Source organism: Sphingomonas sp. 4RDLI-65, assembly GCF_049472435.1.
In the GTDB taxonomy this organism is placed as follows: Bacteria; Pseudomonadota; Alphaproteobacteria; order Sphingomonadales; family Sphingomonadaceae; genus Sphingomonas.
Genome location: NZ_JBCEBT010000003.1, coordinates 112,103 through 135,895 on the forward strand (window position 1 = coordinate 112,103; position 23,793 = coordinate 135,895).

General features: G+C 67.3%; 23 protein-coding genes. 11 read left to right on the top strand and 12 right to left on the bottom strand.

Annotation, left to right across the window (positions count from 1 at the left end):
• Positions 1–92: 92 nt before the first annotated feature.
• Positions 93–1,313 (top strand): MFS transporter, encoded by a 1,221-nt coding sequence (locus VH567_RS08900; RefSeq protein WP_423325207.1) that lies wholly within the window; start codon positions 93–95, stop codon positions 1,311–1,313.
• Here VH567_RS08900 and VH567_RS08905 read toward each other — a convergent pair.
• The 4 genes from VH567_RS08905 to poxB all read right to left on the bottom strand — a co-directional run bounded on the left by VH567_RS08905 (position 1,310) and on the right by poxB (position 5,523).
• Complete coding sequence (locus tag VH567_RS08905) at positions 1,310–2,125, bottom strand: glycoside hydrolase family 16 protein (RefSeq protein WP_423325209.1); 816 nt, start codon at positions 2,123–2,125, stop codon at positions 1,310–1,312. The genes VH567_RS08900 and VH567_RS08905 overlap by 4 nt on opposite strands.
• A gap of 221 nt (positions 2,126–2,346) precedes the next feature.
• A complete protein-coding gene (locus VH567_RS08910) occupies positions 2,347–3,018 on the bottom strand; it encodes a DUF6445 family protein (RefSeq protein WP_423325211.1) in 672 nt (223 codons plus the stop codon).
• Positions 3,018–3,695 carry an NAD(P)H-binding protein gene (locus VH567_RS08915; RefSeq protein ID WP_423325213.1) on the bottom strand — a complete coding sequence of 226 codons (678 nt, stop codon included), beginning with the start codon at positions 3,693–3,695 and terminating at the stop codon, positions 3,018–3,020. Before VH567_RS08915 ends, VH567_RS08910 begins: the two co-directional genes overlap by 1 nt.
• An 82-nt stretch (positions 3,696–3,777) precedes the next feature.
• A complete protein-coding gene (gene poxB / locus VH567_RS08920; protein ID WP_423325215.1) occupies positions 3,778–5,523 on the bottom strand; it encodes a ubiquinone-dependent pyruvate dehydrogenase in 1,746 nt (581 codons plus the stop codon).
• Between the two features lie 345 nt (positions 5,524–5,868).
• On the opposite strand from poxB, the gene VH567_RS08925 reads away from it, so the two are divergent.
• From VH567_RS08925 to VH567_RS08945, 5 genes are all read left to right on the top strand, one after another.
• On the top strand, positions 5,869–6,552 hold the full coding sequence (locus tag VH567_RS08925; protein WP_423325217.1) for an NAD(P)H-dependent oxidoreductase: 684 nt from the start codon (positions 5,869–5,871) through the stop codon (positions 6,550–6,552).
• 40 nt (positions 6,553–6,592) lie between these two features.
• Positions 6,593–6,745 (top strand): hypothetical protein, encoded by a 153-nt coding sequence (locus VH567_RS08930; protein ID WP_423325219.1) that lies wholly within the window; start codon positions 6,593–6,595, stop codon positions 6,743–6,745.
• Complete coding sequence (locus VH567_RS08935; RefSeq protein WP_423325221.1) at positions 6,742–9,126, top strand: phosphoketolase family protein; 2,385 nt, start codon at positions 6,742–6,744, stop codon at positions 9,124–9,126. Before VH567_RS08930 ends, VH567_RS08935 begins: the two co-directional genes overlap by 4 nt.
• The gene (locus VH567_RS08940) at positions 9,114–10,154 is read left to right on the top strand and encodes an acetate/propionate family kinase (RefSeq protein ID WP_423325223.1); all 1,041 of its coding nucleotides are present in this window, start codon (positions 9,114–9,116) and stop codon (positions 10,152–10,154) included. The genes VH567_RS08935 and VH567_RS08940 overlap by 13 nt, the downstream gene beginning before the upstream one ends.
• A gap of 128 nt (positions 10,155–10,282) precedes the next feature.
• Positions 10,283–10,567: a hypothetical protein gene (locus tag VH567_RS08945; RefSeq protein WP_423325225.1), complete on the top strand. Its 285-nt coding sequence runs from the start codon at positions 10,283–10,285 to the stop codon at positions 10,565–10,567.
• Positions 10,568–10,596: 29 nt separating this feature from the next.
• Here the strand turns inward: VH567_RS08945 and VH567_RS08950 are convergent, their stop codons facing one another.
• The 4 genes from VH567_RS08950 to VH567_RS08965 form a co-directional block, all read right to left on the bottom strand.
• The gene (locus VH567_RS08950) at positions 10,597–11,019 is read right to left on the bottom strand and encodes a histidine kinase (RefSeq protein ID WP_423325227.1); all 423 of its coding nucleotides are present in this window, start codon (positions 11,017–11,019) and stop codon (positions 10,597–10,599) included.
• Between the two features lie 83 nt (positions 11,020–11,102).
• Entirely contained in the window at positions 11,103–11,735 is a 633-nt protein-coding gene (locus VH567_RS08955) for a response regulator transcription factor (protein ID WP_423325229.1), read from the bottom strand.
• Positions 11,736–11,743: 8 nt separating this feature from the next.
• Positions 11,744–13,303, bottom strand: coding sequence for a PAS domain-containing sensor histidine kinase (locus VH567_RS08960; RefSeq protein WP_423325231.1), 1,560 nt, complete (start codon positions 13,301–13,303; stop codon positions 11,744–11,746).
• Positions 13,304–13,559: 256 nt separating this feature from the next.
• Entirely contained in the window at positions 13,560–14,378 is an 819-nt protein-coding gene (locus VH567_RS08965; protein ID WP_423325233.1) for a universal stress protein, read from the bottom strand.
• 183 nt (positions 14,379–14,561) lie between these two features.
• Between VH567_RS08965 and VH567_RS08970 the strand changes: the two genes are divergently transcribed.
• The 4 genes from VH567_RS08970 (at position 14,562) to VH567_RS08985 (ending at position 19,761) form a co-directional block, all read left to right on the top strand.
• A complete protein-coding gene (locus VH567_RS08970) occupies positions 14,562–15,212 on the top strand; it encodes a BON domain-containing protein (protein ID WP_423325235.1) in 651 nt (216 codons plus the stop codon).
• Positions 15,212–15,928 carry a VIT1/CCC1 transporter family protein gene (locus tag VH567_RS08975; protein ID WP_423325237.1) on the top strand — a complete coding sequence of 239 codons (717 nt, stop codon included), beginning with the start codon at positions 15,212–15,214 and terminating at the stop codon, positions 15,926–15,928. The genes VH567_RS08970 and VH567_RS08975 overlap by 1 nt, the downstream gene beginning before the upstream one ends.
• Before the next feature lie 261 nt (positions 15,929–16,189).
• On the top strand, positions 16,190–17,131 hold the full coding sequence (locus VH567_RS08980; protein ID WP_423325238.1) for a L,D-transpeptidase: 942 nt from the start codon (positions 16,190–16,192) through the stop codon (positions 17,129–17,131).
• Positions 17,128–19,761 carry a cation-translocating P-type ATPase gene (locus VH567_RS08985; RefSeq protein ID WP_423325240.1) on the top strand — a complete coding sequence of 878 codons (2,634 nt, stop codon included), beginning with the start codon at positions 17,128–17,130 and terminating at the stop codon, positions 19,759–19,761. Before VH567_RS08980 ends, VH567_RS08985 begins: the two co-directional genes overlap by 4 nt.
• Positions 19,762–19,766: 5 nt before the next feature.
• Here the strand turns inward: VH567_RS08985 and VH567_RS08990 are convergent, their stop codons facing one another.
• Positions 19,767–20,336, bottom strand: a complete 570-nt coding sequence (locus tag VH567_RS08990) for a GNAT family N-acetyltransferase (RefSeq protein ID WP_423325242.1) — start codon at positions 20,334–20,336, stop codon at positions 19,767–19,769.
• Positions 20,337–20,503: 167 nt separating this feature from the next.
• On the opposite strand from VH567_RS08990, the gene VH567_RS08995 reads away from it, so the two are divergent.
• Entirely contained in the window at positions 20,504–21,091 is a 588-nt protein-coding gene (locus tag VH567_RS08995; RefSeq protein WP_423325244.1) for a hypothetical protein, read from the top strand.
• Positions 21,092–21,122: 31 nt separating this feature from the next.
• On the opposite strand, the gene VH567_RS09000 is transcribed toward VH567_RS08995, so the two are convergent.
• From VH567_RS09000 to VH567_RS09010, 3 genes are all read right to left on the bottom strand, one after another.
• Positions 21,123–22,085 carry a Brp/Blh family beta-carotene 15,15'-dioxygenase gene (locus VH567_RS09000; protein WP_423325246.1) on the bottom strand — a complete coding sequence of 321 codons (963 nt, stop codon included), beginning with the start codon at positions 22,083–22,085 and terminating at the stop codon, positions 21,123–21,125.
• Positions 22,063–22,830: a bacteriorhodopsin-like gene (locus VH567_RS09005; protein WP_423325248.1), complete on the bottom strand. Its 768-nt coding sequence runs from the start codon at positions 22,828–22,830 to the stop codon at positions 22,063–22,065. The genes VH567_RS09000 and VH567_RS09005 overlap by 23 nt, the downstream gene beginning before the upstream one ends.
• Positions 22,831–23,103: 273 nt before the next feature.
• Positions 23,104–23,757, bottom strand: coding sequence for a PAS domain-containing protein (locus VH567_RS09010; protein WP_423325250.1), 654 nt, complete (start codon positions 23,755–23,757; stop codon positions 23,104–23,106).
• Between the last annotated feature and the right edge of the window lie 36 nt (positions 23,758–23,793).

Here is a 23,793-nt window from a genome sequence, read left to right on the forward strand (position 1 = left end):
AGACCAACATCCGGTCACAACACTGCGATTGCACCGTCGAACAACGCGCGAGGCAGTTGCCTGTCCCGGCGCGAGCGGCTTAGGAACAGGACATGGCGCGCAATCCCGCTTCCCGCGTTTCCGCGCCAAGACCCGACCGTCGCTCGACAGCCTTCCTGCTGATCTTCGCACTCGCCTATGCCGGCGGGGTCATCGGGTATCTGCCGCTGCTCACGCTGCTGTTGCCGATCAAGGTCGGCACGGTCGCGGGCGCAGGTCGGCTGGACACCCTCACCGCGATCGTCGTCGCGGGCGCAGTCGCGGCGAGCGTGTCGAACATCGCGTTCGGCTGGCTCAGCGATCGGTCGGTCGCGCGGGGCAGGGGGCGCCGGGGATGGCTGGCGGGCGGTGTCGTCGCCACCGCGATATCCTATGCGGCGATGGCCACTGCCGCGACGCCGGGCGAACTGATGCTCGCGGTGATCGCGTTCCAGGTCGCGGTGAACGCGGTGCTGGCGCCACTGCTGGCGATCATGGCCGACGAAGTGCCCGATACGCAGAAGGGCATGGCCGGCGGCTTGCTGGCAATGGCGTGTCCGGTCGCGTCCGCACTGGCGGCGATGCTGATGGCGACGGCGTCGCTCGACGAAACGGCGCGGCTGGCGATCGTGCCGCTCGTGATGGTCGGTTGCATCATGCCGTTGTTGCTGGCCAAGTCGCACACCATCGCGCGGATCGATCCGACATCGCCCATGAAAGCCGTGCTCCGCCGCGACCTGGCGCTCGCCTGGAGCGCTCGCCTGTTGGTCCAGGTCGCGGGCAGCGCGCTGTTCGTCTATCTCTTCTACTATCTCGAAAGCGTTGCGCCGATGCAGGCGCCGGGTACGATCGCCGCGCGGATGGGAACGGTGATGCTCGTCGCGTACACGCTGCCGCTGCCGATCGCGGTGCTGGTCGGCCGGTTCGCGGATCGATCGGGGCGGACGAAGCCGTTGCTGTTCGCCGCCACGATCGTCGCGGCGGCCGGGTTGGTCGGGATGGCGATCGCGAACGATTTCGCCAGCGGCGCGATCGCGTTCTGCATCTATACGACGGGGGCGTCGGTGTTCCTGGCGCTGCACGCGTCGTTCGCGATGCAGTTGCTGCCGACCCCCCTCCACCGGGGGCGCGACCTCGGGCTGCTGAACCTGACCAACACGCTGCCGGGGTTGCTCGGGCCGACGCTCACTTGGGCGCTGGCGACGCCAACCGATTTCGATGTGGTGATGCTGGTACTGGCTGCACTTACCTTGTGCGGCGGGGGGATCATACTGGCCGCACGCGGTCGTCGCTAGCGGCGCCAGTACCGCACGTAGTCGACCACCATGCGCTGCGGGAACGCGGCATCGTCGATCCCTTTCTGCCCGCCCCAATCCCCGCCGACCGCGAGGTTGAGGATCAGATCATACGGCCGCGTGAACGGCCACGCCGCCTTGCCGCCAGGCTGGTCGTTGGCGACGCGCATGATCGCGCGGCCATCGACGCCGATGGTGATCGCATCGGCCCGCCAGTCGAGCTGATAACGGTGGTATGCGGTGCATGCCGTGGCGATCCGCGTCTGGGCACCGCGTTGCGTTCCCTTGACGTGATTGAAGGCGGCGGTGTGCAGCGTCGCGTGGACGGTGCCGGCATCCCAGCCAACCATCTCCATGATGTCGATTTCGCCCTCGTCGGGCCATTTACCGCCCGATGGAAGCAGCCAGATCGCCGGCCAGCTGCCTCGTCCGCACGGCAGCTTCGCGCGGACCTCGTAAAAGCCATAGCCGCGCGGTTCGCGCGAGACGAGCTTGGCGGAGGTATAGGCCTGGCCGCCCCAGTCGGCGAACCGCGTCTTGGTGAGTTTCTCGCGCCGCGCCTCGATCACCAGCGCGCCGTCCTCGATCCGCGCGTTTTCGGCTCGGTCCTTCGCGTAGTATTGCCGCTCGTTATTGTACCAGCCCTCGGCGTTGCGCGACACGTCGAAGCGCCATTTGGTCTGGTCGATCGCCTTGCCGTCGAACTCGTCGGCAAAGCTCGGCTTGCCCTTGGGCGCAGGCATCGGCGCAGTGGTGCTGTAGTTTGTCGCACCCAAGGTGGCGGCTTGCGCGGCGAGGATCAGCAGGATCATCGGATGGCCCTTTTCGTCATGGATAGCGTGTCAGCGTCCGGCGAAAGGCGCAGGACAGCGGTTGGATCCTCGACCGGATGCGCGATCATACCCGGGCCCAAATGTGGCTTCTGGTTCAAGGCAGACCCTCCCATATTCGCTCCGGAGCCATCGCCGCATGGTACGGACGCGATCGGGTAGCGCGACCGGAGTAGGCGAAGCGAACCGTTACCTCAACCGCATCATTCGATCGCGAGGAAGGCGGTGATCGTCAGCCGTCCCACCGCCGGATCGGACCAGAGCACCGCGTCGTCCGCGATGGCGCCGCTGTGGAGCACGTAGCTACGGTACAGCAATGCGCGGTTATAGGCGGCGTCGACCAGCGCGGTGCGTTCGAACAGCGCCGTGTCATCGGCGATATACCCCTGCGGCGGCGCTGCCGCGATCTCGCTGCCGAGCCGCTCGAAAAATACAGGTGCGCGCGTCTCGTCGATCGTCTCGAACCCGGTATCGCGATGCCGAAAAAACGCGGTGCCGTCGCGGTTGGTCGGCGAGAGGTAATGGATCAATGCGATCCGGTCGCGCCCATACGCGTCGACATGCGGGAGACGCTGTCGAATATCGAGCGCGTCCGGTGCCATCGTGACGATCGAGAATTGCGCATCGACGACGCGGATGCGGCGGCACGGCCCAAACTCTCGTCCCAAGGCGCGTGCGACCAGGGGAAGCTGGTCGCGCAGATACGTATCGGGAAGGGCCGCGCGAATGCCGGGGTAATGCTGCCCCGCGGACACGAATACGGCCTCTGCGGCAGCCGTGCGCAACGCGTCGGGGTCACTGGCAAAGCCGTCGATGACGACCAGCGGCTCCGCTTCGTTCCCGATCTGCCGTCTGGTGATACTTTGGGTCATCATCAGGCTGGCATTGCGGCGGTTTCGGCTTTGCCCTGGGCGTCGGCGATCGCGATATCGGCTGGTGTTACGATGCGTGTTCCTTCGATGCCTGCCATCACCGAGTCCACGAGGATCGCGGCGACGGTCGATGCGGGGCTGATCCGCGCGCTTTTGGGGAGGATCGGTGCGATCAGGTGCAGGAGGGTGCCGACGATCCGCTCCATGGGACGCCGGTCGTTGCGGTCTCCGCCCAGGAAGCCGGGACGCACGATCGTGAGCGACGCGTATCCGAGGCCGCGTACGGCGTCCTCCAACGCACCCTTGGTCTGGAGATACAGCAATCGCGACCGCGCGTTCGCACCGACGGACGAGGTCAGGGCGAAACGGGTTGCACCGGCGCGGCGGGCTTGCGTGGCAATCGCGAGGGAATAATCATAATCGATTGCCCGGAATGCCGCCGCCGATCCCGCCTGCGCACGTGTCGTCCCGAGCGCACAGATGACGGCATCGACAGCCCACCAACTCGCGTCCAGCGGGAGGCTGTCGCTTTCGACTATCGGATTGATGAGCTTTCCATGGAGCGGCAATTGCCTGCGTGTCGGCGCGACGACCTGGGTCACGCTCTCGTTCTCCAGCAGGAGCTTTAGGACTTTACTCCCGATCAAGCCGGTGGCTCCTGCCAGAAGAATCTTGGTCATCGAATGATCCTAAGGTTGCTTGACGGAAGACACGCAGAAAATGGGAAGGGCGGCGCGATCGTGACGGCGCCGCCCTCCGTCTTTAGAAAAACCGTTTCAGCAGCCCGACGTTGGTCTTGGCAAGCTCGACGATCTCGTCGCCTCGCCCGCTGATGACGGCCTTGGCCATGTACAGCGTGAAGCCCTTCATCTGTTCCAGGGTGATCGTCGGCGGCACCGCGAGCTCGGTCCGCGCGGTGACCGCGTCGAGCAGGGCGGGACCCGGGTGCGCCAGAACCTCGCGAACCGCGCCTTCCAGATCGCCGGGATCCGTCACTCGCACCCCGTGGATTCCGATCGCCCGCGCCATCGCCGCAAAGTCCGGGTTGTCGAGCGCGACGCCGGTCTCGATCAGCCCGGCGGCCTTCATCTCCAGCTCCACGAACCCCAGCGTTCCATTGTTGAACACCACGATCTTGACTGGAAGCGCCTGCTGCCGAAGCGTGAGCAGCTCGCCCATCAGCATCGCAAGTCCGCCGTCGCCGGACAGCGTCACGACCTGCCGACCGGGATAGGCCGACTGGGCGCCGATCGCCTGGGGAAGCGCGTTGGCCATCGATCCGTGGTTGAACGATCCGATCAGGCGGCGGCGGCCGTTCATCGCGACATACCGCGCTGCCCAGATCGTCGGGGTCCCGACGTCGCACGAGAATATGGCGTCGTCGTCCGCCAGGTCGCTCAGGACGCGGGCGATGTGCTGAGGGTGGATGACGCCGCTTCCCGGCTTGCCGTCGGCCAGTTCGTCGAGGGCCTCGCGCGCCTTCGCATAGTTGGCTCGAGCGTCCCGGAGGAACGCGCCGTCACGGCCGCCGGCGATATGGGGAAGCACCGCATCGATCGTCGCACCGACGTCGCCGATGAGCCCCAGGTCGATCGCCGTCCGGCGTCCGAGATTCTCCGGCCGGATGTCGATCTGGGCGACCACTGCGTCTTCGGGATAGAATTGCCGATACGGAAAGTCGGTGCCGAGCATCAGCAGCATGTCGCATGCCATCATCGCGTCGTACCCGGACGAGAAGCCGATCAGTCCGGTCATGCCGACGTCGAACGGATTGTCGTATTCGACGAACTCCTTGCCGCCCAGCGCATGGACGATCGGCGCCTGCAACGCCTCGGCGATCCTGAGCAGTTGCGGATGCGCGGTACGGCACCCCCGGCCTGCCAGGATCGTGACACGGCCGGCAGCGTTCAGCATCGTCGCCAACGCAGCGATCTGCGTGGCTTCGGGGATGACGGTGGCCGCGGCCGGCAACAGCGCCTGGTCCGAGCGGGCCCGTTTTCCCTCGGCCGGACGAAGCGCGACGTCACCCGGCATCGATACCACCGACACGCCGCGATGGCCGACGGCGGCGCGGATCGCGGTCTCCAGCGTCCGCGGCATCTGGTCGGCGTCGGAGATGGTCTCGCAATACACGCTGCACTCGCGGAACAGCGCTTCCGGTCGCGTTTCCTGGAAATAATTGGAGCCGATTTCCGCGCTCGGCACCTGGGCAGCGATCGCCAGGACCGGGACGCGGGTGCGGTGGCAGTCGTACAGGCCGTTGATGAGGTGCATGTTGCCCGGGCCGCACGACCCGGCGCACACTGCGAGCCGGCCGGTCAGCTGCGCCTCGGCGCCGGCCGCGAACGCGGCGGCTTCCTCGTTGCGGACATGGATCCATTCGATCTTGCCCTGGCGGCGAAGGCTGTCCGTCAGGCCGTTGAGACTGTCGCCGACGACGCCGTATATCCGCTCGACCCCCGCAAGGTGGAGCGTCTCGGCAAAAAGATCTGCGACCGTCTTCGACATCAATATCTCCGGAATTCTACTCGACCGCTGCCCAGGGTAGCATGGGCGAGCGACATATGGGGCCGGTTCGATCGTCGAACCGATGGAAGGAACCGCGGTCTGCGCTACGCCGGCGGCATCGATCCATAGCGATCATAGCGGTCATCTCGTTCCGTCGGCACCACACCTGCTGCATCGAACGCCGACGACCCCCGGCGTTGGTTTCTATGGGCCCCTGCGTAGTTTCCGAGGGTCATCGTGCGGTCGTCGCCCGGGTAACCTCCGTGACTTGATCCTGCGTACCGCGGCGGCGTGCACCTTGCCACCATACGCTGCGGATCGCGACACTCGGGCGAGGACGGCATGATGACGATTGGCGAACGCATTGCAACAGCGGGAAGACACGCGGTGATCCTCTGCCATCCCGGTCCGGTCAGCTTCAACCATGCGATCGCCGACGCCTATTGCGCGGCGGTCCGCGCCGCCGGGCAGTCGGTCGTGTTGCGCGACCTGTATGCGATCGGGTTCGACCCGGTGCTGAAGGCGGCGGAGCGGCCGACCAATGTCGCGGCGACCTACGGCCAGGACGTGCTCGACGAGATCGCGCATATCGACGGGTGCGACGTGTTCGTGCTGATCTACCCGATCTGGTTCGGCACCCCGCCGGCGATGCTCAAGGGCTACGTCGAGCGCGTGTTCGGGGCGGGCGTGCAGCCCGAGGCGCTGCAGGACCGCGCGCGTACCGACCTGCTCGGCGGCAAGCGGCTGCTGAGCTTCTCGACCTCCGCGGCCAGCAAGATATGGCTCGACGAACAGGGGCAGGGGCAGGGCCTCAACAGCGTGTTCGACCAGTATCTGGTGCATGCGTTCGGGATGCGATCCCAAGAGCACCGGCGGTTCGCGCATATCGTGCCGGGACTGAACGCGCGGTTCGCCGACCAGTATCTGCGCGAGGTCGCGGCGCAGGCGCAACGGACCTGCGCGCAGATCGCGTTCGGGGACGAGGCCTTGCTGGCCGATCCCGGCCTTGTCGCCCGGATCGCGATTTGAATTTTCCGCATCTTCAAGCCCGCATCTTCAAGGACGTTCCATGACCCGTATGATGCAAGCCGCCGTCGTCGAGGCGTTCGGCAAGGCGGATATCGAACAGCAGCCTTTGTCGGCGATCAACGCCATCTTCGACCGCGTCGAACACGGCCAGGTCGCCTCGCGCGTCGTCCTCGATTTCGGGAGTCGGACATGACCGAGCTTGCAACACTGGCTCCGACCAAGGCACAGCCGCTGTCCCCCGACATGCTCCGCCGGATGCACGCTTACTGGCGCGCGGCGAATTATCTGTCGGTCGGGCAGATCTATCTGCGCGACAACGCGTTGCTCGATCGGCCGCTGACGATCGCGGACGTGAAGCCGCGGCTGCTCGGCCATTGGGGGACGACGCCGGGGCTGAATTTTCTCTACGTCCATCTCAACCGGCTGATCGTCGAGCATGATCTCGACATGATCAACATCATCGGGCCCGGGCATGGCGGGCCGGGGCTTGTGGCCAACACCTATCTGGAGGGCTCGTACACCGAGCGCTATCCGGCGATCGAGCGGAGCCGCAGCGGCATGCACCGGCTGTTCCGGCAATTCTCGTGGCCCGGCGGAATCCCGAGCCATGTCGCGCCCGAGACGCCGGGCTCGATCCACGAGGGCGGCGAGCTGGGGTATTCGCTGGCGCATGCGTACGGCGCGGCGTTCGACAATCCTGACCTGATCGTCGCGTGCGTGGTCGGCGACGGCGAGGCGGAGACCGGCGCGCTGGCGGCGAGCTGGCATTCGAACAAGTTCCTCAATCCCGCGCGCGACGGGGCGGTGCTGCCGATACTCCACCTCAACGGCTTCAAGATCGCCAACCCTACGATCCTGGCGCGGATCGATGGGCATGAGCTGGACGCGTTGCTGCGCGGCTATGGGCATGAGCCCTATTATGTCGGCGGCAGCGACCCGGCGGCGGTCCACCAGCAGCTTGCCGCGGCGCTCGACAAGGCGCTGGCGAAGATCCAGGCGATCCAGGCGGCGGCGCGTGTCGAGGGCGTCACGCCCGAACGACCGCGTTGGCCGATGATCGTGTTCCGCACGCCCAAGGGGTGGACCGGGCCGAAGTTCGTCGATGGCAAGCCCGTCGAAGGTACGTGGCGCGCGCATCAGGTGCCGATCGCGGGCTTCAAGGATCCCGAGCATCTACGCCAGCTCGAAGACTGGATGCGGAGCTATCGGCCCGAGGAGCTGTTCGACGCGAATGGCAAGTTCACGGAGGAGTTTGCCTCGCTCGCGCCGACCGGGCATCGGAGGATGGGTGCGAACCCGCACGCCAATGGCGGCGAACTGATGGTGCCGTTGTCGCTGCCCGACTTCCGCAGCTTTGCGGTGCCGGTGGACGCGCCGGGCAAGGTGAAGGCGGAAGCGACACGGGTGCTGGGGCGTTATCTACGTGACGTGATGAAGCTCAACCTCGCGAGCGTGAACTTCCGCCTGTTCGGCCCCGACGAGACCGCGTCGAACCGGCTGGCCGACGTCTATGACGTGTCGGGGAAGGTCTGGATGGCGGAGGTCGAGGCGGTCGACGAGCATCTCGGGCCCGACGGCCGGGTGATGGAGGTGCTGAGCGAGCATCTGTGTCAGGGCTGGCTCGAAGGGTATCTGCTGACCGGGCGGCACGGGCTGTTCTCGTGTTACGAGGCGTTCGTCCATATCGTCGATTCGATGGTCAACCAGCATGCCAAGTGGCTGAAGACGACCAGGACGATCCCGTGGCGGCGGCCGATCGCCTCGCTCAATTACCTGCTGACCTCGCATGTCTGGCGGCAGGATCACAACGGGCTGTCACATCAGGATCCGGGGTTCATCGATCACGTCGCGAACAAGACGGCCGACGTCGCACGGATCTATCTGCCGCCCGACGCGAACTGCCTGTTGTCGGTCGGCGACCACTGTCTGCGCAGTCGCGGCTATGTGAATGTGATCGTCGCGGGCAAGCAGCCCGAGTGGCAATGGCTCGGGATCGACGCGGCGGTGCGGCATTGCACCGCAGGCGCGGGGATCTGGGACTGGGCGGGCGACGATGCGGACCCGGACGTGGTGATGGCGTGCGCGGGCGACGTGCCGACGCTGGAGACGCTCGCGGCGGTGACGCTGTTGCGGGAGTATGTGCCCGACATCCGTATCCGGGTGGTGAACGTGGTCGACCTCATGAGCTTGCAGCCGCGGTCGGAACATCTCCACGGGCTCGACGAGCGCGAGTTTGATGCGCTGTTCACGAAGGATACGCCGGTGATCTTCGCGTTCCACGGCTATCCGGCGATGATCCACAAGCTGACGTATCGGCGGGCGAACCACGCCAACATCCATGTCCGCGGATACAAGGAGATGGGGACGACGACGACGCCGTTCGACATGGTTGTGCTGAACGATCTCGACCGGTACCGGCTGGCGCTCGACGCGATCGAGCGGATTCCGCGCTTCCGCGACCGAGTGCCGCGCGAGACGGCGCGCTACTGGACGACCATGGAACGGCACAAGCTCTATATCGCCGAACAGGGCGACGATCTGCCGGAGGTGCGTGACTGGCAATGGTCGCGGTAGAGGGGGGCGCGGTAGTTCTGGCGCTCAACAGCGGGTCGTCGTCGCTCAAGTACGGGCTTTATGTCGTGGAGACGGCGCCGTCCTTGCTGGTCGGCGGGACGATCGAGACGGCCCAAGATCATGGCGACGATCATGCACGCTTCTTCGATACGATCGAAGCGGCGTTGCGGGAGTGGCCGACGCCGACGGTGATCGGTCATCGGATCGTCCACGGCGGCCCGCATCGCGACGCGCATTGTCGGATCGACGATGCGGTGATGGCGGACCTGGCGGCGGCGTGTGCGTTCGCGCCGCTGCATGGACCGGCGTCGCTGGCGCTGATCCGGGCGGCGGGGGCGCGCTATCCGGGCGTGCCGCAGGTCGCGTGCTTCGATACGGCGTTCCATGCGGGGATGCCCGACGTCGCGAGCACGCTGCCGATCCCGCGCGCGTATCGGGCGGGCGGGGTGCGCCGCTATGGCTTCCACGGCCTGTCCTGCGAGTCGATCGTCCGCCTGCTCGGCGACGACATGCCCGCGAGGCTGGTGATCGCGCACCTAGGCAATGGCGCGAGCGTGACCGCGGTGCGCGACGGCGGCTCGATCGACACCAGCATGGGGCTGACCCCGTCCGGCGGCGTGATGATGGCGACGCGGACGGGCGATATCGATCCCGGCGTGCTGCTGTATCTCCTGCGCGAGACCGGACTGGACGGGACCGCGCTGGCGACGCTGGTCGATCATGGATCCGGTATGGCTGGCGTATCCGGTCTGTCCGGCGACATGCGGGTTCTTCGCGCGGCTACTGCCGACGACTCCGACCTCGCCATCCGTATGTTCGAGAGGTCGGTGTGCAAGCAGATCGCGGCAATGATCGCCTCGCTGGGCGGTGCCGACATGCTCGTATTGACCGGCGGGATCGGCGAGAACGATGTGGCGACTGGTCGGGCGATTCGTGCGGGTCTGGCCTGGGTGCCGGGGCTCGACATCCGCATCATGCCCTCGCAGGAGGATGCGCAGATCGCGCGCCATGCCGCCGCGCTCGGCTGACGAAACCAGCGAGTACGTGCTTTCCGAGTCCCGACGGCTTCGTCCGCCCGCGCTATTGTCTTGATACGGATCAGCCCTTCGATACCCGCATCGTGCGGCGGCGAGGGCGGGCCGGCGGGGACTTCGCCATGAACGCTATCCATACCGAGATGCTCTATTTCCAGCGCCGCCTGGACGCTACGCGAGCGATGGCTGACGCCGCGGCGGGGCCTTGCGCGCGCGTGGCGCATGAGACGCTCGCGCGGTTGTATGGCGAGACGCTGGACGCACTTGCGGCAACGTTGCCGTGCCTGGTCGCCGAACCGGTGGCTGCGATCTCGCGGCGTGTGTTCCGGATCGAGCGCGCGGTGACGCCGCCGACGCAGCGCAAGGCGACGGCCCGCCCCCGTCTTACGCTCCACCTCGCCTGTTAGCGCACGGGCCGCATGTGGGCCTCTTCCCGTTAGCCCTCGGCGTTCCAGGTGGACCAGCCGCGGTCGATCGAGGCGGCGATCGCGGTGAGGAGGGGGGCGTCGCCGGTGGTGCGGTCGAGAATGCGGTCGCCGTGGCGTTCTGCGGCGTGGACCAGCGCGGGCAAGGGGGAGCCGCTGTCGAGCAGGATCGCCTTGCCCCGCCAGCCCGAGGCGCGCATCGCTTGCACCACGTCGACACCGCGGCCGTCCTTGTTATCACAACCGATATCGACGACGATGCATGAGACGTCGCGCGATCGCGGGTCGGCGAGTAGCGCGGCACAGGTCGCGTAGGAGCGGACGTCGTAGCGTTCGGACACCAGCATGATCTGGCGCGCACGGCGGATCACCGGGTCGCCGTCGACCAGCGAAACGCCGATGCCGTCATGGGTATAGGGGAGTTGGTCGGTCATCGCGCGGTCCTTTGTCTCGACCGTGGATGACACGCGTACTGCGCTACGTCTGTACGTAGAAGGCGAGGGTTGGGTGCGGGGTTTCAGGCGGGCTCGGCGGTCTCGCCCAACCCCGCCGCGAACGCGATGCGAAGGACGTCCGACAGGCTGCGCGCGGCCAGTTTCTCCATCAGATTGGCGCGGTGAACCTCGACGGTGCGGGTGGCGATGTCGAGGTCGTAGGCGATCAGCTTGTTCGGGCGGCCGAGTACCATGCCGTCGAGCACGTCGCGCTCGCGCGGCGTCAGCGCGGCGAGCCGGACGATGGCGTCGGCGGCGGCGAGGTGCTCGCGGTCGGACCGTGCGGCGTGCGCCAGCGCGGACTCGATCGCCGCCAGCAACGCGCTGCGCTCGAACGGCTTTTCGAGGAATTCGATCGCGCCCGCCTTGATCGCGCGGACCGCCAGCGTCACGTCGCCGTGCCCGGTCAGCATGATCACCGGCAGCGCGATGCCGGTCTGGGCAAGCCGCGCCTGGACTTCGAACCCGTCGAGATCGGGCATCCTCACGTCGATCAGCACGCACCCCCGCGTCTCCCGCGTGACGGCTTTCAGGAACTGCGTGCCTGCGGGATAGGTTTCGACGGCGTAGCCCGCCTTGCGCAACAGGAAGCCGACCGATTGGCGGATCGCTTCGTCGTCGTCGACGATGTGGACGATGCGCGCCAGTTCAGTCATGGGGAGTGTCAGACATCGGTGTCGCCTTCCTGAAGCGCGGCGAGCGGCACGGTGAAGTGGAACGCGGTGCCGCCGCTCGCCACGCCGTCCGCCCAGATCCGGCCGCCATGTGCCTCGACGATCGTCCGGCAGATCGACAGGCCTAGGCCCATGCCGTCCTCCTTGGTGGTCGCGAACGCCTCGAACAGGCGCGCGCGGACGGCGGTGTCGATTCCCGTGCCGGTGTCCGCGACGGTGATCTGCATGCAGCCCTCGCGTTCGGGCGCGGTGGCGATCGTCAGCACTTTGCACGGCGAGCACGCCATAGACTGGATCGCGTTGCGGATCAGATTGACCAGCACCTGCTGGATCTGGATGCGATCGACCAGCACCATGACGTCGCCCGGCGCGACGTGCCTGGTCACCGTGATGCCGGCCTCGTGCGCGCCGAGCAGTCCAAGGCTGGTCGCCTCCTCGACGAGCAGGTCGAGCCGTTCGTCGCGAAACCCGGTATCGCCGCCGTCGACGAACGCGCGCAGCCGCCGGACGATCGTCCCTGCGCGCAGCGATTGCGCTGCCGCCAGATCCAGCGCCTCGGCTACGTCGGCCAACAGCGGATCGTCGCTGTCACCGATCATCGCCCGCGTTGCTTCGAGATAATTGGCGATCGCGGTCAGCGGCTGGTTGATCTCGTGCGCCAGGGTCGACGCCATCGTCCCCATCGCGCTGACGCGGGAGACGTGGACGAGTTCGGACTGGAGCTCCTTCAACCGCCGTTCGGTCGCGTGGCGGTTGGTGAGGTCGCGGATGAAGCCGGTGAAGATCCGTTCGCCGCCGATCGACGCCTCGCCGACCGCCAGTTCGATCGGGAACGTCTCGCCGCCTTTGCGCATCGCGCGTTCGAGACGGACGTTGCCGATCACGTGACGCTCGCCGGTATGGCGGTACTTGCGCAGGTGCGCGTCGTGATCGCGCGCGTCGGCGTGCGGCATCAGCATCCCGACGTTCTGGCCGACCACCTCGCTTGCGGTGTAGCCGAAGACGAGTTCGGCGGCCGCGCTGAACGAGGCGACGATGCCGTTCTCGTTCATCACGATCATCGCGTCGGGGACGGTGTTGAGGATCGAGCGAAGGTGATGTTCGCGGCGGACGATCGCGGCCTCGGCGGCCTTTTCGTGCGTGATATCGCGGATGACTTTGCCGAACCCGCGCAGCGCGCCGGCCTCGTCGTGCAGCGCGGTGATCGTGACCGCGGCGAGAAATTCGGAGCCGTCCTTGCGCACCCGCCAGCTCTCCTCCTCGATCCGGCCGCAGGCATGCGCGCGGGCGAGGTCGGCCTCGGGCTTGCCCGCAGCGATATCGTCAGCCGGGTAGAAGACCGCGACGTCGCGACCGATGATCTCCGCCTCGGCCCAGCCCTTGATCCGCTCGGCGCCGCGGTTCCAGATCGTCACGCGGCCCTGCGGATCGAGCATGTAGATCGCATAGGTCGTCGCGCCGTCGATCAGCAGCCCCAGTTCCTCCGCCAGTGTCGCATCGCCGCGCGCGACGGATGCGGCAGTACCGTCGGAAGATTGCGACGCGATCATGCGGGCCGTGCGGTTGCTCGTGGCACGAAGCGGCAAGTCATTGAGACGCGGGCCTTGTCTTGCGAACGATTCCGATCCGTCGGGCGTCGAGGTTTCGACCTCCGACATCGGAACATGACCCATGTTAAGCGAAATATTCACTATACGCCAATAATCCTTCGATAATCGTGATCGCCGACAATATCGTCCCGCCGATCGCTAGTCTTGGGTTCACCGCCGCGAACGGCCGCAAATACTTGCCGGCCCCGGTCATGGCTCAGTGCGACAACAAGGTGCAGCGCCGGTCGCGCAGCAACAGGTCGCGGGTGACGCCCCCGAACGCCCATTCGCGAATCCGGCTATGGCCGTACGCGCCCGCGACGACGAGATCGGCCTCTACCTCGTCGGCGACCGCGGCGAGCGTGTCGATGCTGGTGCCCTTCATCCGCGCGACGATCTTGTCCGCGTCGACGCCGTGGCGCGCGAGCCAGGCGGCTGCGTCGTCGATCGGCGCCCGCGCGTCGATCGCATCGATCGCCACTTCGGCGATGACGACGCGGTCGGCGGCGTGGAGCATCGGCAGCGCATCGCTGATCGCGCGGCGGCATTCGCGCGTGTCGGTCCAGGCGACCATGACGGTTTCGAACGTCGCGGTGGCGGCGCCGTCGGGGACGACCAGCACCGGGCGGCCCGCGCGCAGGATCAGATCGCCGGTATCGGCATGCGTCGCCAGGTCGGCGAACCCTGGCCCTGCGCTGGTGATGACGAGATCGGCGGCGCGCGCATTCTCCGCCACGATGTGCGCGATGTTGGCGAGCGTCGGGATCGAGCGCCATTCGAGCGTGTGCCGCGCTAGCCGTTCGTGCGCGTGGAACTCGGTCTTGGCGCGGGCGAGTTCGCCGGCGACGATGTCGCGCTCGATCACCGCATAGTCGCCGCCGAGATAGCCGTCGCACGTGCCGATCTGGACAGGCTGGCACGCGGCGATGCCGATCACCGCGGCGTCGTATTGGTCGGCGAGCGTGGCCGCTACGTCGAGCAGCGCGGCGTTGGGCCGCCCACCATCGAGATGCACCATCAGGGTCGAATAGGTCATGCGCGGTCTCCCTCTTTCGCCAAGCTTTCGGCGTTCGGGCGGTCGCGCGAAAGGATCGGGAATTACGCAGGTGTGCCGCGGTTCGTCGGCATGTGCGTAGTTCCCGACGCTGTCGGCGATCGGCCGCATCGATAGGCTCGCGGTCATCGGCCGGGCCTCCCCGCGTCGCTTCAGGAGAGTGTCATGTCCCACGACGCAAGATTGCAGAAGGCCGTACTCGCCGAACTCAACTGGGATCCTAGCGTGCCCGCCGGGCATATCGGCGTCACCGCGAACAACGGCGTCGTCACGCTGAGTGGCCACGCGGGCAGCTATGCGGCGAAATATGCCGCCCAGCGGGCCGCGGCGCGCGTCGACGGCGTCAAGGCCGTCGCCGAGCAGATCGAAGTCCAGCTGGAGGACCGGTTCAAGCGCGGCGACGAGGCGATTGCCAGCGCGATCGTCGAGCGGCTGTCCTGGGACACGACGATCCCGGCCGACTGCATCAAGGCGCAGGTCGAGGATGGCTGGGTCAGCCTGCGCGGCGAAGTGCGCTGGCATTTCCAGAAGGACGCGGCCGAGGCGGCGGTTTGGCCGCTCGCAGGCGTGGTCGGCGTGGTCAACCACATCACGCTGAAGCCGCGGGTCGACGTCACCGATGTCAGCAACGACATCCGCACCGCGCTGCACCGCTCGTGGTTCTTCGATGGCGACACGATCAAGGTGTCGGTCGACGGCGGCACGGTGCGGCTCACCGGATCGGTCGATTCGCCGCACGACCGGATGGTCGCCGAGCGGACCGCCTGGGCAGCGCCGGGCGCGGTGAAGGTCGAGAACATGCTAGAAATCGCGTGATGGCCCGCGCGATCTCCAGCCACGGCGAACGTCATGTCGTCGACCGGATCGGCTGGCTTCGCGCGGCGGTGCTCGGCGCAAATGACGGGATCGTGTCGACCGCGAGCCTGATCATCGGCGTCGCGGCGGCGTCCGCGCCGGGTGCGAACCAGACGAGCGCTATCGTCATCGCGGGGACGGCGGGTCTGGTCGCCGGCGCGATGTCGATGGCGGCGGGCGAGTATGTTTCGGTCAGCGCGCAGGCGGATACCGAGAATGCCGAACTCGCGCGGGAACGGCGCGAGCTGGTCGACGATCCGGGCGGCGAGCTGGCCGAACTCGCGGCGATCTACGTCGCGCGCGGGGTGGACGAGGCCACCGCCACGACGGTCGCGGCGCAGTTGATGGCGAGGGATGCGCTCGGCGCGCATGCCCGCGACGAACTCGACATTCTACTTGGGGCACGGGCGCGGCCGGTACAGGCGGCGTTCGCGTCTGCGGCGAGCTTCACGGTCGGCGCGGCGCTGCCGTTGCTGACCGTGTTCGTGGTGTCGCCGGGGCTGCTTGTCTGGGCGGTCGGCATCGGCTCGCTGCTGTTCCTGGCGATGCTCGGGGCGATCGGTGCGAAGACCGGCGGCGCGATCGTCTGGCGCGGTACGCTCCGCGTCACTTTCTGGGGCGCGTTCGCGATGACGGCGACCGCGGCGATCGGGAAACTGATCGGCGGCGCGGTGTGATGCGTATCCCGATGAACCATCGGACCGGACGATCCTCTCCCGCAAGGGGGAGGTGGCGCCGAAGGTGACGGAGGGGGAGGATAAGAAACAGAGGTTATCCCTTTCCTCCCCCTCCGTCAGGCTGCGCCTGCCACCTCACCCTGCCGGGGGAGGATCGTGACGATCCGATGCGTAGTTTCCGATGGTGATGCGGGCGCGGCGGGATCGGTAGCGTCTGGTCGACCGCGCTGTTCGGCGACACCCCTACGATCGGAACCCACCATGACGACGCGCCGCCTGACGTGTAGCCTCGCGCTCGCCCTCGTTTTGGCCACGACCGCGTCGGCGCAGCTACCGCCTAGCGTCGACGGCCGGATCGAGCAGCTCAAGCCCGGCGAATATCTCTGGGCGCCCGAGATCGCACCCGCAGGCCCCGTCACGGTAATCGTCAGCCTCGCCGCGCAAAAGGCCTATGCCTACCGCAACGGCGTGGCGATCGGGGTCTCGACCGTGTCGACCGGCAGCGACGGCCATGCAACGCCGACCGGGGTCTTCACCGTGCTCCAGAAGGACGTGGATCACGTGTCGAACCTCTACAAGGACGCAGCGATGCCGTTCATGCAGCGGCTGACCTGGGGCGGGATCGCGATGCATGCGGGCAATCTGCCGGGCTATCCCGCGTCGCATGGCTGCATCCGCCTGCCGCCCGCGTTCGCGAAACTGCTGTTCGGGATTACCCGGCTCGGGATCACCGTGGTCATTACGCAGGACGCGCGCGTTCCGGTGGTGGCCGCCAAGCCGGGCATGCTGACGTCGGCGGGATCGGCGGGCGGGGACTTCGTGTGGAACCCGGCGCTGTCGCCCAAGGGGCCGGTCTCGATCGTGATCAGCGGGCGCGACAAGCGGGTGGTCGTGCTGCGGAACGGGATCGAGATCGGCTCCGGCGCGATCGCGTTCGATACGCCGATCGAGCGGACCGCCGCGTTCACGTTGCAATCGATCGATGCGGCCGGCGAGCATTGGCTGCGCCTGCCGTTGCCCGGCGATCCGAGAACCGGCGAACTGACCGCCGAGGATCGTGCCAAGGGGCATCTGGCGGAGGGGTTCCGCGCCGCGCTGGCGACCGTGACGACGCCCGGTACGACGCTGCTGGTGACGCGCGAGACGTTGGCGAGCGCCGGCACCGGTACTCCCGTGACGATCATCGAAGCGACCGGACAATGATCGCCGAGCGCCCGATCGACCAGCGGCACGACCAGACGCCCGTCCCGCGGGCATGGCATGCGACGCCTGCCGCACGCGTGATGGCGCTGCTCGATACCAGTGCGAGCGGTCTGAGCGCGAATGATGCCGCCGCGCGCTTGCTCCGGGACGGGCCGAACGAACTCGCGCCGCCGCCGGCGCCCTCGACGCTGCTGCTGTTCGCGCGGCAGTTCAACAGCCCGCTGATCTACCTGTTGATCGCCGCGGCGGCGATCTCGCTCGGGCTCGGCCACCGCACCGATGCGGGGTTCATCGGTGTCGTGCTGCTCGTCAACGCGGCGATCGGCACGGTGCAGGAGAGCAAGGCGGCGGACAGCCTCGCCGCGCTCGGCCGGATGATCGGCCAGACCGCGACCGTCCTGCGCGGCGGTGCGGTATCGGTGGTCGACGCGCGCGCGATCGTGGTCGGCGATGTCGTCGCGCTGGAGAGCGGCATGGCCGTGCCCGCCGATATCCGCCTGTCGTCGAGCAGCGCGCTGCGCGTCGACCAGTCGACCTTCACCGGTGAGTCCGTGGCGGTCGCGAAGGACCAGACGGCGCTGTTGCCCGCCGCCACGCCGCCGGGCGAGCGCACGACGATGGTGCTGGCGGGCACGATGATCGAGCAGGGGCGCGGTACCGGCGTCGTCGTCGCGACCGGAGCGGATACCGCGCTGGGTGCGATCGACGCGTCGTTGCGGACCGCGAAGGCTACGCCGCCACCGCTCGTCGTCCGGCTCGACCGGCTGGCGCGGCAGATCAGCATCGCGACCATCGTGCTGATCATCCCGTTCGCGCTCGTCCTGGTGATGCAGGGGCGGCCGGGCGACCAGATCCTGCTGCTCGCGGTTGCGCTGGCGGTGTCGGCGATCCCCGAAGGCCTGTCGATCGCGGTGACGGTCGCGCTGGCGGCGGGGACCCGGCGGATGGCGGCGCGGAAGGTGATCGTCCGCTCGCTCCCCGCGGTCGAGGGGCTGGGCGCGTGCACGATCATCGCCAGCGACAAGACGGGGACGCTGACGCGGAACATCCTGTCGGTGGAGAAGATACTGCTCGCCGACGGACGGGTTTTCGCGAGCGCCGACTGGCCCGCGGATAGTCTGGCGGAGATGCGCCGCGCCGCTGCGCTCTGCAACGAGGCATCGATCGGACCCGACGGTACGCCCGTCGGGGATTCGGTCGACGTCGCATTGCTGCGGTTTGCGGGCGAGGGGGGCGAGGATCTGGCCGCGCTGCATGCGGTCGCGCGGACCGCGGCGCTGCCTTACGAACCGGTCCGTAAATTCTCGACCGTCGCGGTGGCGGAAGGGCAGGGCGTCCGCGTGTTCGCCAAGGGTGCGCCCGAGATCATCCGCCAGATGTGTCGTCCGATCGACCCTGCCGCGTTCGCCGCTGCCTTGGCGATGGCCGGTGAAGGGTATCGCATGATCGCGGTCGCTGCATCGGATGGCGCGACGACCACCGATCCGACTGCGCCGACCGACCTCGTGCTGCTGGGCTGGATCGGGCTGATCGACCCGGTCCGACCCGAAGTCCCCGCCGCGATCGCGCGCTGTGCCGAGGCAGGGATCGGCGTGCGGATGGTCACCGGCGACCATCCCGGTACGGCCTTGACGATCGCCCGCGGGCTTGGCCTCGAGGTCACCGAGGAGCAGGTCGTCACCGGCGCGCAGATGACCGATCTTGCGGGCCAACCCGAGCGGCTCGCAGCGCTGGTGCTCGACGGCCGCGTGTTCGCGCGGATCGAACCGGTACAGAAGCTGGAGATCGTCCGCATCCTGGCGGCAAGCGGCGAACTCGTCGCGGTCACCGGCGACGGCGTCAACGACGCGCCCGCGCTCCAGGCGGCGCATATCGGCGTGGCGATGGGCGTCGCCGGCACCGACGTCGCGCGTGGCGCAGCCGATTTGGTGCTCGCCGACGACAATTTCGCGTCGATCGTCGCCGGGGTCGAGGAGGGGCGCGTGACCTATGCCAACGTCCGGCGGATCGTCATCATCCTGCTCGCCACCGGGATCGCCGAGATCGGCATGTTCATCGGCGCGGTGATGCTCGGCCTGCCGATGCCGCTGACCGCGGTGCAGTTGCTGTGGCTCAACCTCGTGACCAATGGCGCGCAGGACGTGATGCTCGGCTTCGGCCGCGGCGAGGGCGACGAACTGCGCCAGCCGCCGCGTCCGCCAAGCGCGCCGATCCTAGACCGGAGCGCGATCGCACTGATGATCCCGCCCGCACTGCTGATGACCGGGCTCGCGCTGTATCTCGTGTCGCAGATGCGCGGCGAGGGGCGCCCGCTTATCGAGATCCAGAACGCGGTGCTGTTGATGACGGTGCTGTTCCAGAACGTCTACGTGCTGTGCATGCGCAGCGAGCGACTGTCGATCTTCCGGGAGCCGGTATTGTCGAACGCGTGGTTGCTGCTGGGCGTCGGTATCGCACTGGCGTTGCAGGCGACCGCGATGCTCTGGCCGCCGCTTGGCGGGGTGCTCGGGACGTCGCCGGTTTCGACCGGCACGCTGCGCTTCTGCCTCGTTGCGACAATCGCCACTGTGATCGTGACCGAGGCGACGAAATGGACGGTCGCGCGCCATGCGCGGCGACCGTCGTCATAGCCGATTCAGGTGAGGGACGGGGCCAGCGTCATCCGCAGGATCATCGCCGCGGGATCGCCGGGACAGGCCGACGCGACCCAGCCCCGTTCGCGCTCGAGATCGATCGCCTGGTGATTGTCCCGGCTCTCGATCGATTCTAGCGTCAGGATGCCCTTCGAACGCGCGAACTGCGCGACATGATCGAGCAACGTCCAGCTGATCCCCCGTCGCTTGAAATCGGCACGGATTGCGACCGCGACCTCGGCGCGCGCGAAGCTGTCGTCGGCGGCGAGCATCGCGGTCGCGATGATCCGACCGGTCGCGGGGTCGAACGCGAGGAAGTTCTCGGTGTGGTCGTGGTCGATCGTCACCAGCGCCTTCAGCTGGTCATGGCCGACCTTGTGGATCGCGCTCAGGAAGCGGAACCGCAGATCTTCCCGGTCGACGTGGCGGAAGAATTCGCCGAGCGCGGGTTCGTCCTCGGGAGCGGCGGGCCGGACGTGGAACAGATAGCCGTCGCGCGCGATCAGGTCGGTGGACCATGGTCCGGGAGAAGGCGGGGTGGCGCGGGTGCGTTCGTTGACGAGTTCGACCATCTTGGCGTCCTTTCGAGACCGCACCGCGGACACGGGCGCATTTTTCGAGTAGCCGCTCCGCCGGGCCCTTCGCAGTGTCGGGAAACACGTAGTTTCCGATCCTATCGACGGGGTCGCGGAAGCCTAGGGTGCGGACGGGCGATCCCACGTCCGAACGAGGAGACCGTATGACGATCGATATCCAGCGGATGCAGGATCTGGCGCAGGAGATCGTCCGGCTTCAGGGCGAGCTCGACCGCGAGATCGAGCGGCGACGGCGCGCGCTGGGCGTCGAGCTTACCGGCCGGATTATCGGGTTCGAATACGGTGTGCTCGATGCGCAACGGCGGTTGAAGGTGTCGGTGATCCGCTTCGTCGCGCGCTCCGATCTGGTCTCGATCGTCACCGCGCCGGTCATTTATTCGCTGATCGTGCCGCTGCTGATCGTCGATGCGTGGGTGAGCCTGTACCAGGCGATCTGCTTTCGCGCGTACGGCATCGCCCGGGTACGGCGCCGCGACTACATCATGTTCGACCGCGCGCATCTCGGTTACCTGAACCGCATCGAGGCGCTCAACTGCGCCTTCTGCTCCTACGCCAACGGCCTGGTCGGTTTCGTGCGCGAAGTCAGCAGCCGGACCGAACAATATTGGTGCCCGATCAAGCACGCGCTGCGCGTCGACGATCCTCTCCATCGCTATTATTCGTTTCTCGAATACGGCGATGCGGACGGCTATCGATCGCGGCTCGCCGAGTTTCGGGACCGGTTGCGATGACGGACGCTCGGTTTCGTCAGGCGGCTATCGACTAGCCACCACTCCGCGCCAGCCGCCGCTCGATCCACCTGGAAAACACCAGATGCGGCACCGCGACAGTGGCGAGCAACTGGAATGCCTGCGCCGTCAGGTCGGTCGGCAGAAAACGCTGGAGGCTGGTGGCGAAGACAAGCCAGCCGCCGATCGCCGCCACCGACAAGGCCGCCCCCGTCGCCAGCCACCAGCGCTGCGAAACCCCGCCCAGCGTGATCCGCGCATCGGCCAGATGACGCGGCGAGTGAAGGAACACGAAGAACAGCGCGAACCCGGCCACCGGTGGCGCAAGGATCAGTCCAAGGATCGCGACCGCCGTCGCCGCCGCCCATTCGCGCGCGCCGCTCCGCCAGGCGTCGCTGATGCCGACGATCGTGACCAGCAGCGCGACCGGCGCGACCGCGATCAGCGACCGCGCAACCGTCTCGCCACCCGCGCCGCCGACCATCGCGACGAACAGCCGCGCGACTTCGGCCGGGTGACCGATTGCGGGTGCCGCGATGATCGCGGTCCCCGCTGCGACCTTGAGCAAAGGCTCGTCGATCATCGTCCAGTCCTCGCCGAAATGGACCGAGGCGACCGCGACGAACAGGATCAGCGCGACCAGCGGACTCATCACCCACATTGCGGCCATCGCGACCGCGATCCCGACATAGCCACCAACCGCAAGCCCGAGCCCGTGGCGCCCGAGGCGGCCTGTACGCGCAAGCAACGCGATGTCGTAGGCGCCATGCGGCATGCCCCCGCCAATGAAGACGATCGTCGCGATCAGCGTCGCGATAGGTCCATCAAGCGACAGTCCCGCTGCCAATGCTGTCGCGAGGTACAAGGCAGCCAGCCAGAAGCCGGGATGCACGAAGCCGCCGCGCCCCGAGGGGACGCGGCGGTTTGTACCGGTCTCGGCAACGGTTGCCGCGACCCGAACGGAAGGATCGGTATCAATGGTTGTGGACAGCGACACCGTGCGCCTCGACCTGCGACTTGCGAACAGAGATCATGTAGATCAGCACGCCGACGCCGGCCTTCGCGACGATGTCCGCGATCGTGTAGCCGAGCTGGATGACGGTCGTCGCGGTCGCGCCGCTGATCCCGGCATAGGGCGCCATATAGACGATCGGGTAGAAGCCCCATGACGCGAAGGTCAGCAGGCGTGCCTTGCGCACGAGGTCGCGTGCGGCGGCCGGCTGCTGCTCGATCGACTCGCCGAGCCCGCGGAACAATTCCCAGACGATGTAGATGAACGGGATCGCCGACAAGGTGCCCCACAGCGCGCGGGTCGGGATGTCGGTCGCAATCTCGCCAGGATAACCCAGCACGATCATCAATGCCGCGGCCGAACCCAGCCGGACGGTCTTCGACGAGGTCTGCTCGGGCGACAGTCGCATCACCAGCACCAGCTCGACCAGCAACAGCGGCACGGTCAGCAACCAGTCGACATACCGATAGGCGTCGTTGAACGCGAAGCCGGTTGCCGAGATGATCCCGTCCTTCAAGATGTAGGCCGCGTTCCAGCTCTCGAAGATGCGCAGGTAATGATAGGCGGCGATCGCAGTCACCAGTCCAGAAATGGTCACGGCGGTGCGGTAGGCTGGCGCGACCTGCGATCGGCACAGCCACAGAAAGGCGGTCGCCGCGGCCATCGTCGCGAACGTGAACGAGAACGCGTTATATACCAGCGAGAACTGGAACGGGGTTATGCTGTCCATGAAGGTCTCCATCACCTTGCTGCGCCTGGCCCGCTACGCTGGCGAACCGGCCTTGTTGCGGGAGAGCGAGGGCCGACGGAGAGATCGGTTTCGGTCCACCCGGGGATGGCGCCACAGCGACTCGAAGGGCAACGGAGGGAGTTCCACCCAAGTCGCGGAACCGATGGCTAACACGGCCCGCGACCCAGCCGCTGTGACGACCAAAGACCGGATACGCCGGGGTAGGGCAGGGTGCGATACGGACCTTGGCCCATATGCCGGGTGCGTTCTGGCCTAGAGCCCGGCCTCGACCGCGAGCCGGATCAGGTCCGCGGTGGTAGTAAGGCCGAGCCGATCCATCAGGATCGCGCGGTGCATCTTCACCGTCTTCTCGGCCAGCCCGAGTTCGGCGGCGATCTGCTTGTTGAGGAGGCCCTGCGCGACGAACTTGAGCACCTGGCCCTGCCGTGGCGACAGCGCCTTGACCATCTCCGCCGCACGGATCCGCCGCATGCTGGTCGGCGGCGCTGCATTGGTGTCGATCTCGACCTGCGAGCCGAGGAAATACAGCAGGCGGTCTTCCTCGTCGTACAGCGGCGCGACCAATACCGCGTTACGGAACGGCTGGCCGTTGCGCTTGTAGTTGAGGATCTCGACCAGCACCGGCTTGTGCTCGCGCACGCCGCGGCGGATCTCCTCGGACAGCCAGGGTTCGGTCGCCGGTCCCGACAGGAATCGGCAATTGCGTCCGATCACCTCGTCCGCGGGATAGCCGGTCAGGTCGCAGAACGGCTGGTTGCACGCCACGATCGGGTTGTCGGGCAGGCGGGGGTCGCTGATCACCGACGGGATCGGGCTGTCGGTGACGAGCCGCACGAGACGCTGGTTCGACCGTGCATCGGCGCTATCGGTCGAAAAGCCGGCGGCCGAAATGGTGTCGATGCTCATCGCCTTCCGCTCCCCCCGTCGCTTGATCGCTCGCTG

Excerpts from the sequence above, each read along its gene's own strand:
- VH567_RS08900 (WP_423325207.1), top strand. The coding sequence starts at position 93 with ATGGCGCGCAATCCCGCTTCCCGCGTTTCCGCGCCAAGACCCGACCGT.
- VH567_RS08905 (WP_423325209.1), bottom strand. The coding sequence starts at position 2,125 with ATGATCCTGCTGATCCTCGCCGCGCAAGCCGCCACCTTGGGTGCGACA.
- VH567_RS08910 (WP_423325211.1), bottom strand. The coding sequence starts at position 3,018 with ATGATGACCCAAAGTATCACCAGACGGCAGATCGGGAACGAAGCGGAG.
- VH567_RS08915 (WP_423325213.1), bottom strand. The coding sequence starts at position 3,695 with ATGACCAAGATTCTTCTGGCAGGAGCCACCGGCTTGATCGGGAGTAAA.
- poxB (WP_423325215.1), bottom strand. The coding sequence starts at position 5,523 with ATGTCGAAGACGGTCGCAGATCTTTTTGCCGAGACGCTCCACCTTGCG.
- VH567_RS08925 (WP_423325217.1), top strand. The coding sequence starts at position 5,869 with ATGACGATTGGCGAACGCATTGCAACAGCGGGAAGACACGCGGTGATC.
- VH567_RS08930 (WP_423325219.1), top strand. The coding sequence starts at position 6,593 with ATGACCCGTATGATGCAAGCCGCCGTCGTCGAGGCGTTCGGCAAGGCG.
- VH567_RS08935 (WP_423325221.1), top strand. The coding sequence starts at position 6,742 with ATGACCGAGCTTGCAACACTGGCTCCGACCAAGGCACAGCCGCTGTCC.
- VH567_RS08940 (WP_423325223.1), top strand. The coding sequence starts at position 9,114 with ATGGTCGCGGTAGAGGGGGGCGCGGTAGTTCTGGCGCTCAACAGCGGG.
- VH567_RS08945 (WP_423325225.1), top strand. The coding sequence starts at position 10,283 with ATGAACGCTATCCATACCGAGATGCTCTATTTCCAGCGCCGCCTGGAC.
- VH567_RS08950 (WP_423325227.1), bottom strand. The coding sequence starts at position 11,019 with ATGACCGACCAACTCCCCTATACCCATGACGGCATCGGCGTTTCGCTG.
- VH567_RS08955 (WP_423325229.1), bottom strand. The coding sequence starts at position 11,735 with ATGACTGAACTGGCGCGCATCGTCCACATCGTCGACGACGACGAAGCG.
- VH567_RS08960 (WP_423325231.1), bottom strand. The coding sequence starts at position 13,303 with ATGATCGCGTCGCAATCTTCCGACGGTACTGCCGCATCCGTCGCGCGC.
- VH567_RS08965 (WP_423325233.1), bottom strand. The coding sequence starts at position 14,378 with ATGACCTATTCGACCCTGATGGTGCATCTCGATGGTGGGCGGCCCAAC.
- VH567_RS08970 (WP_423325235.1), top strand. The coding sequence starts at position 14,562 with ATGTCCCACGACGCAAGATTGCAGAAGGCCGTACTCGCCGAACTCAAC.
- VH567_RS08975 (WP_423325237.1), top strand. The coding sequence starts at position 15,212 with ATGGCCCGCGCGATCTCCAGCCACGGCGAACGTCATGTCGTCGACCGG.
- VH567_RS08980 (WP_423325238.1), top strand. The coding sequence starts at position 16,190 with ATGACGACGCGCCGCCTGACGTGTAGCCTCGCGCTCGCCCTCGTTTTG.
- VH567_RS08985 (WP_423325240.1), top strand. The coding sequence starts at position 17,128 with ATGATCGCCGAGCGCCCGATCGACCAGCGGCACGACCAGACGCCCGTC.
- VH567_RS08990 (WP_423325242.1), bottom strand. The coding sequence starts at position 20,336 with ATGGTCGAACTCGTCAACGAACGCACCCGCGCCACCCCGCCTTCTCCC.
- VH567_RS08995 (WP_423325244.1), top strand. The coding sequence starts at position 20,504 with ATGACGATCGATATCCAGCGGATGCAGGATCTGGCGCAGGAGATCGTC.
- VH567_RS09005 (WP_423325248.1), bottom strand. The coding sequence starts at position 22,830 with ATGGACAGCATAACCCCGTTCCAGTTCTCGCTGGTATATAACGCGTTC.
- VH567_RS09010 (WP_423325250.1), bottom strand. The coding sequence starts at position 23,757 with ATGAGCATCGACACCATTTCGGCCGCCGGCTTTTCGACCGATAGCGCC.